This window comes from Pseudomonas sp. PDM22, from assembly GCF_014851965.1.
Classification (GTDB): domain Bacteria; phylum Pseudomonadota; class Gammaproteobacteria; order Pseudomonadales; family Pseudomonadaceae; genus Pseudomonas.
Window position 1 is genome coordinate 821,293 of the sequence record NZ_JACVAR010000003.1, and the last position, 17,365, is coordinate 838,657.

Genomic DNA, 17,365 nt, shown 5'->3' on the forward strand with positions numbered 1-17,365 from the left:
CGGCTTGCGCCGGGCTTTTTCGTCAGTGGATCGCGATCAGAACGCCATCTGCCACTGGGCGATCAGCGCGTGGTTCTGCGCGTTGCTGCCCATCTGCCCGCTGTAACCGATGCCGACGGTGTTGCGCGCCGAGACGCCGACATCGAAGCCGACGTCCAGCAGCAGGCTGTTGCGATCCAGCGCGGTGCCCTGGACGCTGAAGGCGTCGCCGCCGGCGAGGAAGGACTGGCGGGTTTCGCTGTCGATGTCGCCGAAGGTGTGACGCCAGCCCAGGCCCAGGCGCGGGGTGAAGCTCATGCCGTTGCTCAGGGTGTCGAGGCGGGCGATGCGCAGGCCGAGGGTGCTGCTCAGGTTGTCCTGGTCCTGGGAGTCGACGTGCAGCGCGGCGGCGCCGCCCTTCTCGTCGTACGAATCGCGCTCGTAGCGCTGGTAGTCCAGGCGTGCGTAGGGCTCGGCGCTCAGACGGCCGCTGCCCATGGCGTAGCCGGTCTCGGCGAACGCCTGCCAGCTGTCGGCGTCGTAGTCGCCCTTGGGACGATCACTGAAGCCGTCGAACTCCACCCGGCGTTTGCTCTCGCCGTCATGGCTGCTGTAGGCCGCACCCAGACGCACTGCCAGCGGGCCGCTCTGGTGCAGCGCGTAGGCGCCCAGGTGCCAGCTGTCGATGTCGCCGGAGACGCCGCCGCTGCCGTCCAGGTCGGTGTGCGAGTAGCCGCCGAGCACGCCCAGGCGCCAGTCCGGAGTCACCGCCCAGTCGGCACCGAGCAGGGTTCCGCCGGTGTTCTGTTGCAGGTCGCCGCTGTTGTCGTGTTCGTCGAGCTTGCCGTGGCTGCCGATACCCTGCACCCAGAGGCGACCGGCGGCGTTCGGGTCGTTCAGGTTGCGCGCTGCGCTGGGTACGCCGGTGGCGGCGAGCATCGGTGTGTCGCTGCGCTCGGTGGCCGCCAGCAGGCTGTTGCTGCCCAGCTGGCGCACGGCGTTGAGCATGGCGCTGCCGACCTGCTGGCTGCCGGCGATGGTCGCGGCGGCCAGGCTGGCGTTGCTGGCGCCGGCCAGTTGTTCCAGGGCGGAAGTGGCGTTGCTCGCGTCGCTGGTGATCAGCGCGTTGTACAGCGCGCCGCCGTTCTGGCTCTGCAGGGCGGAGCCGGCGTTGCGGCCGTTGCTGCTGCTGGCCAGGTCGCCGAACTGCACGTCGTTGCGGGTCAGTTGCAGGTCGACGCTGTTGGCGCTGTAGCTCAGGGTCGGGGTGAGGAAGGCGAAGTTGCTCTTCACGTCGGCGAACTGGCCGCTGACGCCGCCGGTGGAGCTGATCACCTGTACGCTGCTCTGCCACGGCCAGTTGCCGCTGCCGGCCTGCACGGCGAGGTGCGAGCCGTCGATGCGGGTGCTGCCGTCCACCAGCACGGTGGCGTGGGCGCCGCTGGGCTCCACGCCGAAGGCCAGGGTCGAGCCGCTCTGCAGGTTCAGGTTGCCGGTCACCTGGGCGGCACCGGTTGCCGGCGAGGCGACCAGGGTACCGGCGACGTTCAGCCCGCCGACGCTGCCGCTGCCCGAGTAGGTGGCGCCCTGGTCGATCTGCAGGGTGCCGAGGAGGCTGCCGGTGTTGTTCAGGCTGGCGCCGCTGAAGACTTCGCCGCCTTCGCTGAAGTCGTCGGTGCTGGAGAGCGTCCAGCTGCCCTGTTTCACGTCCAGCCATTCGAAGTTGGCGCTGTTGCCGAAGCTGCCGCCGGCGGCGTCATCGAAGGTCACGGTGTCGCGGCCGCTGCCGCCGTCCACCAGGCCTTCGAAGCGGCTGCCGGAGAGCAGCACCAGGCTGTCGTTGCCGCCACCCATTTCCAGGGCCACGCCATTGCCGCCGTGGATCAGACCATCGTTGATCACGGTGTCGTCGAGGTCGCCGGACAGGGTCACGCCGGAAAGCTTCTCGCCAGTGATGGTGCCGTGGTTCTCCAGGTAGGTGGAGCTGAAGCCGCTGTTGCCGTTGCCGTCGTCGACCAGGATGCCGCGGTCGACGCTGCGGATGATTGCGCCGGCGTAGTTGATGATGGTACCGCCGCCCATGGCGATGCCTTCGCTGCCATTCGGCGAGCCGTCCTTGGAGCCGGCGGCGCCGGTGCCTTCGATGATGCCGTGGTTCTCGATGTGGCCGGTGTAATCGATGTCCACACCGTCGCCGTCGCCATCCGGAACCAGCCCGTTGTAGGAGCCTGTGATGCGCCCGTAGTTGATCACGGTGCCGTCGCCGTCGGAGCCGAAGCCCGAGCCATTGCGGCCGATGATCACGCCGTCGGCGTAGTTGATCAGGGTGGCGCCGACATCGGTGGTGATGCCGTGGCGGCCGCCGCTGATCAGGCCGTGGTTTTCCACGTAGCCGCCCGCTGCGCCCTGGAAGTCGATGCCGTCGTTCTTGGTGTCGGCGGTGATCATGTCCGAGCTGCTGATCTCGCCGTAGTTGGTGATCGTCGCGTTGCCGCCGGGGCGGATGGCGTCGTTGCCATCGCTGTGGATGACGCCGCTGGCGCGGTTGATCAGGGTGACAGTGGCATTGCTCTGCAGCTTGTCGAAGTCCAGCGCCTGGCCGGTGGCGGAATAGATGCTGCCGGCGTTGTCGACCAGCACGTTGCCGGCGCTGAACGGGTTGTTCATGCGGATGGCGTCGTCGTAGCCGAGGATGCGCCCGCCTTCGCGGTTGATGATCTGGTAGAAGCGCGTGGTGCTGTCGCTGCCGGAGGTATCGACCACGCGGCCGGTGGTGGACTGCATCAGGCCGCTGTTGTCGATGACCACGCCGCTGCCGGTGGCCGCGCCCTTGAGGTCGACGCTCTTGCCGCTGGTGACCAGGCTGCCGGTGCTGGTGACGGTCAGGGTGTCCTGGTTGGCCAGGGTGCGGCTGCTGGTCTGCGCGTCGCTGATGATGGGCGATACCGGCACGGCGTGGGCGGTTTCGGCGGCCAGGCTCGCCAGTACCAAGGCGATGCTCAGCGCGAGCGGGGAGGGCTTGTGCAGCATGGTACGGGCGTCCTTTTTCTTATCGAAGTGGCCGCCTTTTATAGCGATGGATTCTTACGCTTTTGTAACGGTGCTGGCCCCTTGCCAACTTCGTCGCCGGGCAGGGACGGGAGAAACCTTATATACTCTGCGGTCTTTTTACCGTTTCCAGTGTGAGAATCGCCGTGAGCCAGCTGCCGCCCTGCCCCCAATGCAACTCCGAATACACCTACGAAGACGGCGCCCAGCTGGTCTGCCCCGAGTGCGCCCATGAGTGGTCCGCCGACGGCTCGGGCGAGGCCGAAGGCGATACCCGCGTGATCAAGGACGCGGTCGGCAACCTGCTGCAGGATGGCGACACCGTCAGCGTGATCAAGGACCTCAAGGTCAAGGGCTCGTCCCTGGTGGTGAAGGTCGGCACCAAGGTGAAGAACATCCGCCTGGTGGACGGCGACCACGACATCGACTGCAAGATCGACGGCATCGGTGCGATGAAGCTGAAGTCGGAGTTCGTGAAGAAGGTCTGAGCCTTCTCGCTGCCCATAAAAAAGCCCGGCCATGTGCCGGGCTTTTTTTGTTCGCCGTTTTCAGCCGTGGAGAGGGCTCAGGATGAGCGCAAAACTTGCGATACCCATCGCTCGCTGTTGCAGGAACTGATGGGTATCGCTTCGCTCCACGCCATCCTACGGGGTGAGCAGTGGCTCACTCCTTGTAGTAAACCACCTGGTTGCTGGTCGCCAGCAGTGCGCCGGACTGGCTCCACAGCTGGGCGCTCTGGTCGAAGAAGCCGTTGCGGAATTCCTGGGCGCGGGCGTCGCCGAGCAGGTAGCCGCTGCCGACCTCGGCCATCTGCGCGGCGTCGGTGTGGAAGTAGGTGGTGATCGACACGGTGCCGGCCGGCACCGGGGTGGCGCGGCGCAGCCAGATGCGCGGGTAGAAGATGTCACTCATCGCCGCCAGGGACAGGAAGTCCAGCGGGCGGTCCTGGGCATCGCGCAGCCAGAGCTGGCTGCGGCTGGTCTCGCCGCTGCCGTCCCATTGGGTGGGGAAGGCACCAGAGACCGGGCGCATCTCATATTGCTTGGGCCAGGCTACCCCCTTGGCGGCGGGGCTCATCGGCTCGAAGTCGCTGGGCGGGGCGAGGTCCGGCGCGGGGATGTCGGTCAGGCTCCAGGTCTCGCGGCGCAGCGCGGTGACCAGGGTGGCGGTGGTGGTGACCTGCTGCTCGCCGGCTTCATCAGCCTGGGTCAGTTGCAGCAGCCAGTGCTGGGTGCTGCGGTTGGTGCGCACCGGCACGGCTTCGACCTGGAAGGCGCCGGCCACGACTGCCGCAGCGTAGTTCACCGTCAGCGACACCGGGCTGCCGAGCAGTTGCGGGTGGCGCAGCGCGCCCTGCAGCAGGACCGCAGCGGTGACGCCGCCGAAGGGGCCGACCATGTTCCAGTAGTCCTGGCTGGTATGGCCCTCGTAGAGGTTGGGCTGGCCGGTCACGGGTTGCAGGGCCACGGCGCGGTCGAACGGGTGCTGGGCGGTATCGGTCATGACTCTCTCGGCGCTTTTTGTTCTGGGGAGAGGGTCTTGTAGGGGAAAGCGCCGAGTCGGGTCAAGGAGACCGAGTGGTCAGGGCGTGACCTCGAACCTGAGCGTACCGATCACCTGCCCGGCTTCCGTGAGCACCTGCACCTGCCAGTTGCCGCTGGGGTCGGTGGGGAAGTTCTGCTTGTGTGTCCAGGCGCGGTAGCCGGCCTCGCGGCCGCCCTTGATGTCGAGGGCGATGCGGTCCACTTCCTGGCCGTTCAGCCGCCAGGCATGGTAGATGCGCTCGTTCAGCCCGCGCGGGGCGTTGATCGCGGTGTAGGCGTAGAGGCCCTGACTCTTGATCTGCGCAACGCTGACCGTTTCCAGACTGTCGCCGGGGGTGCGCTGGGCGTTGTCGAAGCTCTCGGTCACCGCCATCTCGGTCATCCACAGGGTCGAGGGTGGCACCCAGGCGCGGGCGAACCATCCCACCGCGCCGATGGACAGGGTCAGGCCGACGAGGGCGAACCAGCGCCACCATTTGTGGATCTTCACCGTCACCGCCAGGCTCGGGAAGGACAGCAGCACGGCGATGCCGAGTGCCGCCTGGTAGCTCTGCGGGGTGCTCAGGTGGAGGATGATCGGCAGCGCGGTGAGCAGCACCGCGAACAGCGTCAGGGTGTGGTAGCCGAGGAAGGTCCAGCGCCGCACCGACAGCCACTTGTAGTAGACCGGGTCGGTGATCGCCGCGAGGCCAGCCAGCGTCAGCACGCCGGTGAACAGAGCCTGCCCGCTGTTCCAGGTGGTGGTGACGAAGAAGAACGGCAGGCAGAAGAACAGGCTTTCCTGGTGGATCAGCTGGGTCGCGTAGCGCAGCAGGCCCGGTGGCACTTCCCAGCCGAAACGGCGTTTGAAGCGGTCGGTAAGCAGGTTCTCCAGCATCAGCCAGATCCAGCTGACCAGCATGACGATGGCCATGGCGCGGGCGAAGCCGGCGCGGTGGCGGTCCACCATGATGAAGCTGAAGACGCCGGAGCAGAAACCGAACAGGGCGATGACGCGCGGATACTTCTGCAGCAGGCCGAGGACGAGAGTGATGAGGCGCTGCACGCGCTCTTTCCAGATGAGCATGGGGCGGGAAGGCATTGCGGATTGGGGGCGAGATTGTAACCCCGGATGTCGGCGCGGGGCACGGGGAGTGACGGGAGGGGGTTCGGGCGTGGCCCCTCACCCCAGCCCTCTCCCGGAGGGAGAGGGGGCCGTCCGCAGCGTTGGGGCATTTACGGAGTCAGTCGGCGAGCGTCGGTCCTTCAGCCTGTGGAGGACAGTTCCCTCTCCCTTCAGGGAGAGGGTTAGGGAGAGGGCAGCCGCCGCGCAGGAGGACGGGTTCGCGAGCAAGGACTAGGCGTCCCCCTCGGTCCTACGAAAAGCGAGATGTCAGGAGCGGGACTCAGTGCTTCCCGCTCAACTCCTCCCGCGCATAGTCGACGAACAGCTGCGCCGGCTTGGTCAGCTGGGCGCGCTTGAGCCAGGCGGCGACCAGGCCGGAGGTGCTGACCTCTTCGGCGACATCCACTGTCACCACCTTCTTGCCGTCGTAGGTGCACTCGGAATGCGGACGGGTGACCAGCAGGGAGAAGCCGAAGCCCTGGCCGACCATGCCGCGCACCATCTCGATCGAGGGCGAGCTGAAGGCGATGTGCGGGTTCAGCCCCAGTTCCTCGAAGATGCGCACGAAGTAGGTGCGGCTGGGCTGCACGTCCAGCAGGATCATCGGCTCCAGCACCAGATCGCGCAGGGAGACCTTGTCCTGCTTGGCGAAGCGGTGGTTCTCCGGCAGCAGCGCGTAGGGGCGCTGGGCGGGCATCAGCGGGTCGGTGGAGATGGTGGCGTCGAGGTCATGCTCGTAGAGCAGCGCCAGGTCGAAGCGGCCGGCGGTCAGGCCCTGCACCAGCTCCTGCTGCTCGCCATCGCTGATGCGGATTTCCACGCCGGGGTAGCGCTCGCGGAAACCCGAGATCAGGCGCGGCAGGTAGAGCGGGGCGACGGTTTCGAAGCAGCCGATGTCGATCTGCCCGGCCACCACGTCGTTGTCGGCGAGGGCGTTCTGCTCGAATTCGTGGGCCATGCGCAGCAGTTCCTGCGCCTTGCGGTAGAAGCGCGCGCCACTGGGGGTGAGCGACACGCCCTGGGCGTGGTGGCGGATGAACAACTGCACGCCGAAGCTCTCTTCCAGTCCCTTGATCGCCGTGGAAATGGACGGCTGCGCGATGTACAGCTTGCGCGACGCCTCGGCCACGCTGCCGCACTCCACGGTGGTCACGAAATACTTCAATTGCCGCAAGGTATAGGAAGCCACTGCACGCCTCGTTGATGCTTTTTTATACAAGATACCGCGTTGGGCCGGCCGGCGGGGGCGGCCCATGGCGAAGATTTTCCTCGCCGGGGACCACATTTTTCATGGCCTTGGCCGCCTGCTGCGACCCTCCGGGCGCGGGCATACTCCAGCGCAGTGCGTGAAAGCGCCCTGCAAATCCCGTACACGCAGCCTGGAGTAAAGCTCATGCGCATGGCCCTTTGGCAGACCTGCGGCCTCCCCGGCGATGTTGCCGGCAACCTCGACCAACTGGAGCGCCAGGCCGGCGCCGCCGCTGCTGCCGGCGCGCACTTGCTGCTCTGCCCCGAGCTGTGGCTGGGTGGCTACAACGTACCGCAGCGGATGAACGAGCTGGCCGAGGCGGCGGACGGCCCGTCTGCCCAGCGCATCGGCGAGCTGGCGCAGCGCTTCGGGCTGGCCATCGCCTACGGTTACGCCGAGCGCCATCCGCAGGGCGGCAAGCCGTACAACTCGGTGCAGGTGATCGGCCCGTCCGGCAGCGCGCTGGGCCACTACCGCAAGGCGCACCTGTTCGGTGCCATGGAGCGCGAGGTGTTCAGCGCCGGCGATGTGCTGGAAGCGCCGTTCGACTATGCCGGCTGGCGCATCGGCCTGCTGATCTGCTTCGACGTGGAGTACCCCGAAGCGGTGCGCACCCACGCACTGAACGGCGCTGGGCTGATCCTCATTCCCACCGCGCTGACGCCCGAATACGGCGCGGTGCCGGGGGTGATAGTTCCGGCGCGGGCGGTGGAGAACCAGCTGTTCGTCGCCTACTGCAACCACTGTGGCGTGGAGGACGGGCTGGCCTTCCTCGGTGGCTCCTGCATCGTCGCGCCGGATGGCGAGCGTCTGGCTGCCGCCGGGCCCGCGGAGAGCCTGCTGATCGTCGATCTGCACCCGCAGCAGCGCGCCCGCCAGGCCGGCACTTTCCCCTACCTGCCGTGCCGTCGCCCCGAGCTTTACGAGGCGCTGACCCGCTGAATACGGGCCCTGCAGCGGTGCGCAGGCGCGCACCGTGATGGTGCGCAACGCTCCGGGCCGGTGCGTGGCTGCCCAGCTTTTTCATATACCCCGAAGACAAATTTAATAATTTTCCTTGGCAAGGCCTTGGGCGACCATCCAATCCACATTCGAACAACAACGTCCCTCGAGGGCGAGCGAAGCAGGAGTGCCCTGGTGTACGAGCTCAACGATTGGCGGCAGCGTGCTGCCCGGCAGACTTTCATCGACAGCGCGCTGATCGGCGGCCGCCGCGTGACTGCACAGGATGGCGCGACCTTCGCCGCCATCGACCCGGCGACCAATCGCCTGCTGGCCAATGTCGCTGCCTGTGGCGCGGCCGAAGTCGACGCCGCCGTGCGCGTCGCCCGCAAGGCCTTCGAAACCGGCCCGTGGGCACGCATGGCGCCGCGTGAGCGCAAGGCCGTGCTGCAGAAGCTCGCCGAGCTGATGATGGCCCACCGCGACGAACTGGCCCTGCTCGACACCCTGAACATGGGCAAGCCGGTGATGGACGCCTGGAACATCGACGTCCCCGGCGCCGCTGGCGTGTTCTCCTGGTACGCCGAAAGCCTCGACAAGCTCTACGACCAGGTCGCGCCGACCGCGCAGAACGCCCTGGCCACCATCACCCGCGCGCCGCTGGGCGTGATCGGCGCCGTGGTGCCGTGGAACTTCCCCCTCGACATGGCCGCCTGGAAGCTGGCGCCCGCGCTGGCCGCCGGCAACTCCGTGGTGCTCAAGCCCGCCGAGCAATCGCCATTCTCCGCCCTGCGCCTGGCCGAGCTGGCGCTGGAAGCCGGCATCCCCGAAGGCGTGCTGAACGTCGTGCCGGGCCTGGGCGAAAGCGCCGGCAAGGCGCTGGGCCTGCACCCGGACGTGGACGCCCTGGTGTTCACCGGTTCGACCCAGGTCGGCAAATACTTCATGCAGTATTCCGCGCAGTCCAACCTCAAGCAGGTCTGGCTGGAGTGCGGCGGCAAGAGCCCGAACCTGGTGTTCGCCGACTGCCGCGACCTCGACCTGGCCGCCGAGAAGGCCGCCTTCGGCATCTTCTTCAACCAGGGCGAAGTCTGCTCGGCCAACTCGCGCCTGCTGGTGGAGCGCTCGATCCACGACGAGTTCGTCGAGCGCCTGATCGCCAAGGCCCGCGACTGGACTCCGGGCGACCCGCTGGACCCGGCCAGCCGCGCCGGTTCCATCGTCGACAACAAGCAGACCGCCGGCATCATGGCCTGCATCGATCGCGCCCAGAGCGACGGCGCGCAGCTCGCCTGCGGTGGCCGTCAGCTGAGCTTCAATGGCTCGGACAATTTCATCGAGCCGACCATCTTCACCGGCGTGCGCCCGGAGCAGTCCCTGGCCCGCGACGAAGTGTTCGGCCCGGTGCTTGCAGTCATCCCCTTCGACAGCGAAGAAGAAGCCGTGCGCCTGGCCAACGACAGCATCTACGGCCTCGCCGCTTCCCTGTGGAGCGACGACCTGCATCGCGCCCACCGCGTGGCGCGCAAGCTGAACGCCGGCACCGTGTCGGTGAACACCGTGGACGCGCTGGACCCGGCGATTCCGTTCGGTGGCGGCAAACAGTCGGGCTTCGGCCGCGACCTCTCGCTGCATTCCTTCGATAAATACACGCAGCTCAAGACCACCTGGTTCCAGCTGCGCGACTGAATGAAAGACAGGCCGCCGGGGTCGCGCCCGGCGCCTGAGCAACACCCGAATTCCTAACCGAACCGTTCGAGACGGCCGGTGAGACTGCCTAGGTAAGTCCGTCGCCCTCGATCCCCTGAAGACCCCTCAGGCCGGCTGCCGGAGCACCGCCGAGGGATAGAGGAGAAAGTCGATGACCGACCCGAAGAGAGCGCCACGTGATACCCGCGAATATCAGAAAGCGGACGCGGCCCACCACATCCATGCCTTCCTCGACCAGAAGGCGCTGAACGCCGAGGGCCCGCGCGTGATGGTGCGTGGCGAAGGCCTGCACCTCTGGGACAACGATGGCAACAAGTACATCGACGGCATGTCCGGCCTGTGGTGCACCAACCTGGGCTACGGCCGCAAGGACCTGACCGCCGCCGCCACCGCCCAGCTCGACGAGCTGCCGTACTACAACATGTTCTTCCACACCACCCACCCGGCGGTGATCGAACTCTCCGAGACCCTCTTCAGCCTGCTGCCCGACCACTACAGCCACGCGATCTACACCAACTCCGGCTCCGAGGCCAACGAGGTGCTGATCCGTACCGTGCGCCGCTTCTGGCAGATCGAAGGCAAGCCGCAGAAGAAGATCATGATCGGCCGCTGGAACGGCTACCACGGCTCCACCCTGGCAGCCACCGCGCTGGGCGGCATGAAGTTCATGCACGAGATGGGCGGCCTGATCCCGGACATCGCGCACATCGACGAACCCTACTTCTTCGCCGCCGGCGGTGACCTGACCCCGGCCGAATTCGGCCGTCGCTGCGCGCTGCAGCTGGAAGAGAAGATCCTCGAGCTGGGCGCCGACAACGTCGCCGGCTTCATCGCCGAACCCTTCCAGGGCGCCGGCGGCATGATCTTCCCGCCGGAAAGCTACTGGCCGGAAATCCAGCGCATCTGCCGTCAGTACGACGTGCTGCTGTGCGCCGACGAAGTGATCGGCGGCTTCGGCCGTACCGGCGAGTGGTTCGCCCACCAGCACTTCGGCTTCCAGCCCGACACCCTGTCCATCGCCAAGGGCCTGACCAGCGGCTACATCCCCATGGGCGGCCTGGTGCTGAGCAAGCGCATCGCCCAGGCGCTGGTGGAAGAGGGCGGCGTGTTCGCCCACGGCCTGACCTACTCCGGCCACCCGGTGGCGGCAGCGGTGGCGGTGGCCAACCTGCGTGCGCTGCGTGACGAGGGCTGGGTGAATGCGGTGAAGAACGACACCGGCCCGTACCTGCAGCAGTGCCTGCGTGAAGTCTTCGGCAACCACCCGCTGGTGGGCGACATCCAGGGCACCGGTTTTGTCGCTGCGCTGCAATTTGTCCAGGACAAGGCCACCCGCAAGCGCTTCGACAATGAAAACGACATCGCCTGGCGCTGCCGCACCATCGGCTTCGAGGAGGGCGTGATCATCCGCTCCACCCTTGGCCGCATGATCATGGCCCCGGCGCTGGTCGCCGGCCGTGCCGAGATCGACGAACTGGTCGACAAGACCCGCCGCGCGGTGGATCGCACGGCCCAGGAAATCGGCGTGCTGTAAGGCGCCGGAGCCGACTGTAGGGCGGATAACGCGCCAGCGTTATCCGCCCTGCGGCTCCATGAATACCTGATAACAACGCCGCGAGCGCAAAGACGCCCGCGCGATGGAACCCTTTTGTCCGGCTTCTGGCCGGGAGTACTGCCCAGCAACACAACAACGCCAATCCGGCTGTGGGAGTCGTTCCATGAAAGTGTCCTTGCTCACGCGCATCTCCATCACCTGTGCCCTTGCTGCCGCTGTCGGCAGCGTTAATGCACAGCCCCAAAGCATCACCGTCATCTCCTTCGGCGGCGCCACCAAGGCGGCCCAGGAGCAGGCCTACTTCAAGCCCTTCGAGGCCAGCGGCGCCGGCAAGATCGTCGCCGGCGAGTACAACGGCGAGATGGCCAAGGTGAAGGCCATGGTCGATGTCGGCAAGGTCACCTGGGACGTGGTCGAGGTGGAAAGCCCCGAGCTGCTGCGCGGCTGCGAGGAAGGCCTGTTCGAACGCATCGACCCGGCGGCCATCGGCGACGAGAAGAACTTCGTCCCCGGCACCCTCAGCGAGTGCGGCGTGGCCACCTACGTCTGGTCCATGGTCATGGCCTACAACGGCGCCAAGGTCGCCAAGGCCCCGCAATCCTGGGCCGACTTCTGGAACACCGCCGAATACCCGGGCAAGCGCGGCCTGCGCAAGGGCGCCAAGTACACCCTGGAGATCGCCCTGCTGGCCGACGGCGTGAAACAGGAAGATCTCTACAAGGTGCTCGGCACCAAGGAAGGTGTCGATCGCGCCTTCGCCAAGCTCGACCAGCTCAAGGGCAACATCCAGTGGTGGGAAGCCGGCGCGCAACCGCCGCAGTGGCTGGCCGCCGGTGACGTGGTGATGAGCGCCGCCTACAACGGCCGCATCGCCGCCGCGCAGAAGGAAGGCGTGAAGCTGGGCATCGTCTGGCCGGGCAGCCTCTATGACCCGGAATACTGGGCCGTGGTGAAGGGCACGCCGAACAAGGCGCTGGCCGAGAAGTTCATCGCCTTCGCCAGCCAGCCGCAAACCCAGAAGACCTTCTCCGAGAACATCCCCTACGGCCCGGTGCACAAGGGCACGCTGGACCTGCTGCCGGCGGACGTGCGCGACGCGCTGCCCACCGCGCCGGCCAACCTCGAAGGCGCCCGCTCGGTGGACGCGGCCTTCTGGGTCGACCACGGCGAAGAGCTCGAGCAGCGCTTCAACGCCTGGGCCGCCCGCTGATCCTTTCCTGATCCAAGCCCGGCGTCCGCGCCGGGCCTGCCTTGCCAACGACGCGTGAGAAACACAATGACAACGACGCAAAACCAGGCGACGACTCTGGAGCTGAGCACCATCCAGCCCATCGCCGCACACGAACGACACGGCCGCGCCCGCGACCTCTTCACCATCTGGTTCGGCAGCAACATCATGCTGTTGACCGTGGTCACCGGCGCCCTGGCGGTCACCGTGTTCAAGCTGCCGTTCTTCGCCGCCGTGCTGGCGCTGGTACTCGGCAACCTGGTGGGTGGCGTGTTCATGGCCCTGCACTCGGCCCAGGGTCCGCAGCTGGGCGTGCCGCAGATGGTGCAGACCCGCGGCCAGTTCGGCTCCTTCGGCTCCCTGCTGGTGGTCGCCCTGGTGGTGATCATGTACCTGGGCTTCTTCGCCTCGAACCTGGTGCTCGGCGGCCAGGCGCTGCACGCGCGCTTCGAGATGATCGGCACCAACACCGGCATCCTGCTGGTGGGCGCGATCAGCGTGATCGCCACGGTGTTCGGCTACCGCCTGATCCACGGCTACACCCGCGTGATGTCCTGGCTGTCCGGCGCTGTGCTGCTGGTCAGCTTCGTCTGGCTGGTGTTCGTCCACGGCCTGCCGGCGGACCTGCTTGAGCGCAACGAGAACAACATCCCCGGCTTCCTCGGCGCGCTGTCCATCGCCGCCCTGTGGCAATTGGCGTATGCGCCCTACGTGTCCGACTACTCGCGCTACATGCCGCAGGGCACCGGTTCGCGCACCGCGTTCTGGTCGAGCTACTGGGGCTGCTGCCTGGGTTCGATCCTGCCGATGCTGCTGGGCGTGCTGGTCGGCCTGTCGGTGGGCGAGGGCGACGTCATTGCCGGCCTGATCGAGATGACCGGCGGCTTCAGCGCCATCATGGTCGCGGTGTTCTCCATCGGCATCGCCGCCACCAACTCGATGAACCTGTACTGCGGCACCCTCTCGGCCATCACCGTCGGCCAGACGCTGATTCCCGCCTGGTCGGCCAAGGCCGGCTGGCGCGCGGTGATTGCCCTGGCGCTGTTCGGCGGTTCGCTGACCATCGCCCTGCTCGGCCAGGACAACTTCATGGCCAACTACACCAACTTCATCCTGCTGCTGCTCTACGTGCTGGTGCCCTGGAGTGCGATCAACCTGGTCGACTACTACCTGATCGCCCATGGCGAGTACGACGTGCTGTCGTTCTTCCGGCGTGACGGCGGCATCTACGGCACCTTCAACTGGACAGCGGTGAACTGCTACATCCTCGGCATCCTGGTGCAGGTTCCGTTCATGTCCACCGCGCTCTACACCGGCGCCGCCGCGCAGGCCATGAACGGTGCGGACATCTCCTGGGTGGTCGGCCTGGGCGTGGTCTCGCCGGTCTACTGGCTGTTCAGCCGCAAGCGCCAGCGTGCCCTGAAGGCGGCCCGCGCATGAGTCGTCGTACCGGGTTCTTCTTCGACGAGCGCTGCTTCTGGCACGCGACCGGGCTGCACGCGCTGATCCTTCCCGTCGGTGGCTGGTTGCAGCCGCCGGTGGGCGGCGGCCACGCCGAGTCGCCGGAGAGCAAGCGTCGGCTGAAAAGCCTGATGGATGTGTCCGGGCTGAGCAGCCAGCTGCACCTGTCCAGCGCGCCGCCGGCCAGCGAGGAAGATCTGCTGCGGGTGCACCCGGCCAGCTACCTGGAGCGCTTCAAGGCCTACAGCGAAGTCGGCCACGGCGACATGGGCGAGGAAACCATGGTCAGCCATGGCACCTACGACATCGCCCGGCAGTCCGCCGGCCTGACCATCGCCGCGGTGGATGCGGTGCTGCGCGGCGAGCTGGACAACGCCTACGCGCTGTCCCGTCCGCCGGGCCACCACTGCCTGCCGGATCGCGGCATGGGCTTCTGCTACCTGGCGAACATCGCCGTGGCGGTGGAGACGGCCAAGGCGCGCCACGGTATCAAGCGTGTGGCAGTGCTGGACTGGGACGTGCACCACGGCAACGGCACCGAGGCGATCTTCTACGGTCGCGACGACGTGCTGACCCTGTCGATCCACCAGGCCGACTGCTACCCCACCGGCACCGGTGCGGTGGGTGACATCGGCGAGGGTGCGGGCAAGGGCTACAACCTCAACGTGCCGCTCTATCCGGGCAGCGGTGACGACGCCTACCGCGTGGCGATGGAGACCATCATCGTGCCGGCGCTGGAACGCTTCCAGCCGGAGCTGATCGTGGTTGCCAGCGGCTTCGACGCCAACGGCGTGGACCCGCTGGCGCGCATGCTCGCCCACAGCGAGACCTTCCGCTTCATGACCGCCGCCGTGCGCGACGCCGCCGAACGCCTGTGCGAAGGGCGTCTGGTGGTGGTGCACGAAGGCGGCTACGCGGAAGCCTACGTGCCGTTCTGCGGCCACGCGGTGATCGAGGAAATGGCCGGCGTGCGCACCGAGGTGGTCGATCCCTTCCTGCCGATGCTCGAAGGCCAGCAGCCCGACGCGGACTTCCGCGCCTTCCAGCGCCAGGCGCTGGAGCGGATGGCGGCGAAGCTGCTCGGCTGATGTTGCTAGCATGGCGCCTGGCGACGTAACGGCGGATAACCGCAAGCGGTTATTCGCCCTACGTTTCTACCGGGCCTGAGCGCGTGCGTAGGGCGCATAACGGCCCAAGCGTTATCCGCCGCTTGGCCGGATCATGACCGAAGCGGCTAGAGTGGGGGTTCCATCCAAAACAACGGATCGCGTCTTATGAAGTCCCTGTCCTTCCTCTTGCTCCTGCCTGCCAGCCAGCTGGTGTTCTTCGCGGCCGCCCAGGCCGCCGACGACTGTGCCGACGCCCAGACTCAGGGCGAGATCAATGCCTGCACCGGCGCTGCCTACAAGGCCAGCGACAAGCGTCTCAACGACCTCTTCGGGCAGTATCGCCAGCGCCTGGATGCTGGGCAGAAGAAGGCCCTGACCGCTGCGCAGAAGGCCTGGCTGAATTACCGGGACCTCAGCTGCCAGTTCGAGACGGCCGGCGCCAAGGGCGGCTCGGGCTACCCGATGGCCTACAACAATTGCCTGAAAGTCATGACCGACAACCGCATCAAGGAACTGCAGGTGCTGTCCGACTGCCAGGAAGGCGACTTCAACTGCCCTGCGCCCAAGCCCTGATACTTGCAGGAGCAACGGTTCTTCCCCGGGTAGCTTCGTGTTTGCGCGTCCCCCTCACCCCAGCCCTCTCCCTCAGGGAGAGGGAGCAGACCGTGCCGGCTGAAGCTGCGGTTTCATCCTCCACCGCACGGTCCCCTCTCCCTTTGGGAGAGGGTTAGGGTGAGGGTCGACCTGAGCGGAGGAATATCTGGCAGGAACGGGCTCTAACCTGCGGGCAGAAAAAAAGGGAGCCTTGCGGCTCCCCTGGAGAGACGGCCGCGGAAGTGGAGTCGCGGCCGGGGGTTAAGCTGCGCTGTCAGGCTGCGCTGAACAGGCTGTGCGGGTCGATGACGAATTTCTTCGGCACGCCGGCATCGAACTCGCCATAGCCCTTGGGCGCCTGGTCGAGGGTGATGACTTCCACCCCGACGACGTCGGCGATCTTGATGCGGTCCCACATGATCGCCTGCATCAGCTGACGGTTGTACTTCATCACCGGGGTCTGGCCGGTGTGGAAGCTGTGCGACTTGGCCCAGCCCAGACCGAAGCGGATGCTCAGCGAGCCCTGCTTGGCGGCCGCGTCCACCGCGCCCGGGTCCTCGGTGACGTAGAGGCCCGGAATGCCGATCTTGCCGGCGACCCGCACCACACCCATCAGCGAGTTCAGCACGGTGGCCGGAGCCTCGTGCTGCGAGCCCGAATGCCCATGGCCACGGGCCTCGAAGCCCACCGCATCGACCGCGCAGTCCACTTCCGGCTCGCCCAGCAGATCGGCGATCTGCTCGTGCAGCGGAGTGTCCTTGGACAGGTCGGCGATCTCGAAGCCCTGGGCCTTGGCGTGGGCCAGGCGGGTCGGGTTGACGTCACCGACGATCACCACGGCCGCGCCCAGCAGGCGGGCCGAAGCGGCGGCGGCGAGACCGACCGGACCGGCGCCGGCGATGTACACGGTGCTGCCCGGACCGACGCCGGCCGTCACCGCACCGTGGTAGCCGGTGGGGAGGATGTCGGAGAGGCAGGTCAGGTCGCGGATCTTCTCCATCGCCGCGTCGCGGTTGGGCAGGCGCAGCAGGTTGAAGTCAGCGTAGGGAACCATCACGTACTCGGCCTGGCCACCGACCCAGCCGCCCATGTCGACGTAGCCATAGGCGCCGCCGGCGCGGGACGGGTTGACCGTCAGGCAGACGCCGGTGTGCTGCTCCTTGCAGGTGCGGCAGTGGCCGCAGGCGACGTTGAACGGCACCGAGACCAGGTCGCCGATCTTCATGGTTTCCACGCCACGGCCGATCTCCACCACCTCGCCGGTGATTTCGTGGCCCAGCACCAGGCCTTCGGGCGCTGTGGTACGGCCACGGACCATGTGCTGGTCGGAGCCGCAGATGTTGGTGGAAACGACGCGCAGGATCACTCCGTGGTCGATCTGCTTGCCCTGCGGGTCCTGCATCTTCGGATAGGGGATGTTCTGAACTTCGACCTTGCCCGGGCCGAGATAAACCACACCACGATTGCCAGACATACGCATTCCTCATTGTGTTTGTGGGTACAAAGGCGGGCCTCGCGGCTCGCGGTTCTGCACTGGGATGTCGTGTGTTGCGCGACAGGGCCGGGGATTGGCAGCCGGTGGTCTGTCGGTGTTGCTCGTGCAGGGGAGCCAGGCTTCAAGAGCCCCTCTCCCTAACCCTCTCCCGCAAGCGGGAGAGGGGATATCCGTGTGTGGGGCGGACACCGTGCAAGCCGGTGGCGCCGAACTGCTCCCTCTCCCTTCAGGGAGAGGATTGGGGAGAGGGCGCTTTACCGCGAGCGCCACAGTCCAGGTCGGAACGTAGGGCGGATGAGCTCCATCCATCCGCCGTTCGGGCGTCACGGCGGATAACGCCTGCGGC

At 66.9% G+C, this 17,365-nt stretch carries 13 protein-coding genes; 8 read left to right on the plus strand and 5 right to left on the minus strand.

Annotated elements, in window-relative coordinates; genetic code table 11:
- Positions 1 to 36 precede the first annotated feature (36 nt).
- Positions 37 to 3,009 (minus strand): autotransporter domain-containing protein, encoded by a 2,973-nt coding sequence (locus IB255_RS14695; protein WP_081519103.1) that lies wholly within the window; start codon positions 3,007 to 3,009, stop codon positions 37 to 39.
- 164 nt (positions 3,010 to 3,173) lie between these two features.
- Here IB255_RS14695 and IB255_RS14700 point away from each other — a divergent pair, with 164 nt between their 5' ends.
- The gene (locus IB255_RS14700) at positions 3,174 to 3,515 is read left to right on the plus strand and encodes a zinc ribbon domain-containing protein YjdM (RefSeq protein WP_081519104.1); all 342 of its coding nucleotides are present in this window, start codon (positions 3,174 to 3,176) and stop codon (positions 3,513 to 3,515) included.
- A gap of 175 nt (positions 3,516 to 3,690) precedes the next feature.
- On the opposite strand, the gene IB255_RS14705 is transcribed toward IB255_RS14700, so the two are convergent.
- The 3 genes from IB255_RS14705 to IB255_RS14715 all read right to left on the minus strand — a co-directional run bounded on the left by IB255_RS14705 (position 3,691) and on the right by IB255_RS14715 (position 6,865).
- Positions 3,691 to 4,530, minus strand: coding sequence for an acyl-CoA thioesterase (locus IB255_RS14705; RefSeq protein ID WP_192210521.1), 840 nt, complete (start codon positions 4,528 to 4,530; stop codon positions 3,691 to 3,693).
- A 78-nt stretch (positions 4,531 to 4,608) separates the two neighbouring features.
- Positions 4,609 to 5,637 (minus strand): DUF5924 family protein, encoded by a 1,029-nt coding sequence (locus tag IB255_RS14710; RefSeq protein ID WP_192210522.1) that lies wholly within the window; start codon positions 5,635 to 5,637, stop codon positions 4,609 to 4,611.
- A gap of 319 nt (positions 5,638 to 5,956) precedes the next feature.
- Positions 5,957 to 6,865: a LysR substrate-binding domain-containing protein gene (locus tag IB255_RS14715; RefSeq protein ID WP_081519107.1), complete on the minus strand. Its 909-nt coding sequence runs from the start codon at positions 6,863 to 6,865 to the stop codon at positions 5,957 to 5,959.
- A gap of 204 nt (positions 6,866 to 7,069) precedes the next feature.
- On the opposite strand from IB255_RS14715, the gene IB255_RS14720 reads away from it, so the two are divergent.
- The 7 genes from IB255_RS14720 (at position 7,070) to IB255_RS14750 (ending at position 15,503) form a co-directional block, all read left to right on the plus strand.
- On the plus strand, positions 7,070 to 7,867 hold the full coding sequence (locus IB255_RS14720; RefSeq protein WP_192210523.1) for a carbon-nitrogen hydrolase family protein: 798 nt from the start codon (positions 7,070 to 7,072) through the stop codon (positions 7,865 to 7,867).
- Positions 7,868 to 8,062: 195 nt separating this feature from the next.
- Positions 8,063 to 9,556, plus strand: coding sequence for an aldehyde dehydrogenase (locus tag IB255_RS14725; protein WP_192210524.1), 1,494 nt, complete (start codon positions 8,063 to 8,065; stop codon positions 9,554 to 9,556).
- Between the two features lie 172 nt (positions 9,557 to 9,728).
- The gene (locus IB255_RS14730; protein WP_138213622.1) at positions 9,729 to 11,111 is read left to right on the plus strand and encodes an aspartate aminotransferase family protein; all 1,383 of its coding nucleotides are present in this window, start codon (positions 9,729 to 9,731) and stop codon (positions 11,109 to 11,111) included.
- Between the two features lie 184 nt (positions 11,112 to 11,295).
- Positions 11,296 to 12,342 (plus strand): ABC transporter substrate-binding protein, encoded by a 1,047-nt coding sequence (locus IB255_RS14735; RefSeq protein ID WP_151188765.1) that lies wholly within the window; start codon positions 11,296 to 11,298, stop codon positions 12,340 to 12,342.
- Between the two features lie 66 nt (positions 12,343 to 12,408).
- On the plus strand, positions 12,409 to 13,800 hold the full coding sequence (locus IB255_RS14740; RefSeq protein ID WP_192210525.1) for a purine-cytosine permease family protein: 1,392 nt from the start codon (positions 12,409 to 12,411) through the stop codon (positions 13,798 to 13,800).
- Complete coding sequence (locus IB255_RS14745) at positions 13,797 to 14,909, plus strand: class II histone deacetylase (protein WP_192210526.1); 1,113 nt, start codon at positions 13,797 to 13,799, stop codon at positions 14,907 to 14,909. Before IB255_RS14740 ends, IB255_RS14745 begins: the two co-directional genes overlap by 4 nt.
- Before the next feature lie 186 nt (positions 14,910 to 15,095).
- On the plus strand, positions 15,096 to 15,503 hold the full coding sequence (locus IB255_RS14750) for a lysozyme inhibitor LprI family protein (protein ID WP_081519114.1): 408 nt from the start codon (positions 15,096 to 15,098) through the stop codon (positions 15,501 to 15,503).
- A 295-nt stretch (positions 15,504 to 15,798) separates the two neighbouring features.
- Here IB255_RS14750 and fdhA read toward each other — a convergent pair whose 3' ends face one another.
- Entirely contained in the window at positions 15,799 to 16,998 is a 1,200-nt protein-coding gene (gene fdhA, locus IB255_RS14755) for a formaldehyde dehydrogenase, glutathione-independent (protein WP_081519115.1), read from the minus strand.
- Between the last annotated feature and the right edge of the window lie 367 nt (positions 16,999 to 17,365).

What these genes read in the sequence shown, in the direction of transcription:
- IB255_RS14695 (WP_081519103.1), bottom strand. Translation starts at nt 3,009, where the DNA reads ATGCTGCACAAGCCCTCCCCGCTCGCGCTGAGCATCGCCTTGGTACTG.
- IB255_RS14705 (WP_192210521.1), bottom strand. Translation starts at nt 4,530, where the DNA reads ATGACCGATACCGCCCAGCACCCGTTCGACCGCGCCGTGGCCCTGCAA.
- IB255_RS14710 (WP_192210522.1), bottom strand. Translation starts at nt 5,637, where the DNA reads ATGCTCATCTGGAAAGAGCGCGTGCAGCGCCTCATCACTCTCGTCCTC.
- IB255_RS14720 (WP_192210523.1), top strand. Translation starts at nt 7,070, where the DNA reads ATGCGCATGGCCCTTTGGCAGACCTGCGGCCTCCCCGGCGATGTTGCC.
- IB255_RS14730 (WP_138213622.1), top strand. Translation starts at nt 9,729, where the DNA reads ATGACCGACCCGAAGAGAGCGCCACGTGATACCCGCGAATATCAGAAA.
- IB255_RS14735 (WP_151188765.1), top strand. Translation starts at nt 11,296, where the DNA reads ATGAAAGTGTCCTTGCTCACGCGCATCTCCATCACCTGTGCCCTTGCT.
- IB255_RS14740 (WP_192210525.1), top strand. Translation starts at nt 12,409, where the DNA reads ATGACAACGACGCAAAACCAGGCGACGACTCTGGAGCTGAGCACCATC.
- IB255_RS14745 (WP_192210526.1), top strand. Translation starts at nt 13,797, where the DNA reads ATGAGTCGTCGTACCGGGTTCTTCTTCGACGAGCGCTGCTTCTGGCAC.
- IB255_RS14750 (WP_081519114.1), top strand. Translation starts at nt 15,096, where the DNA reads ATGAAGTCCCTGTCCTTCCTCTTGCTCCTGCCTGCCAGCCAGCTGGTG.
- fdhA (WP_081519115.1), bottom strand. Translation starts at nt 16,998, where the DNA reads ATGTCTGGCAATCGTGGTGTGGTTTATCTCGGCCCGGGCAAGGTCGAA.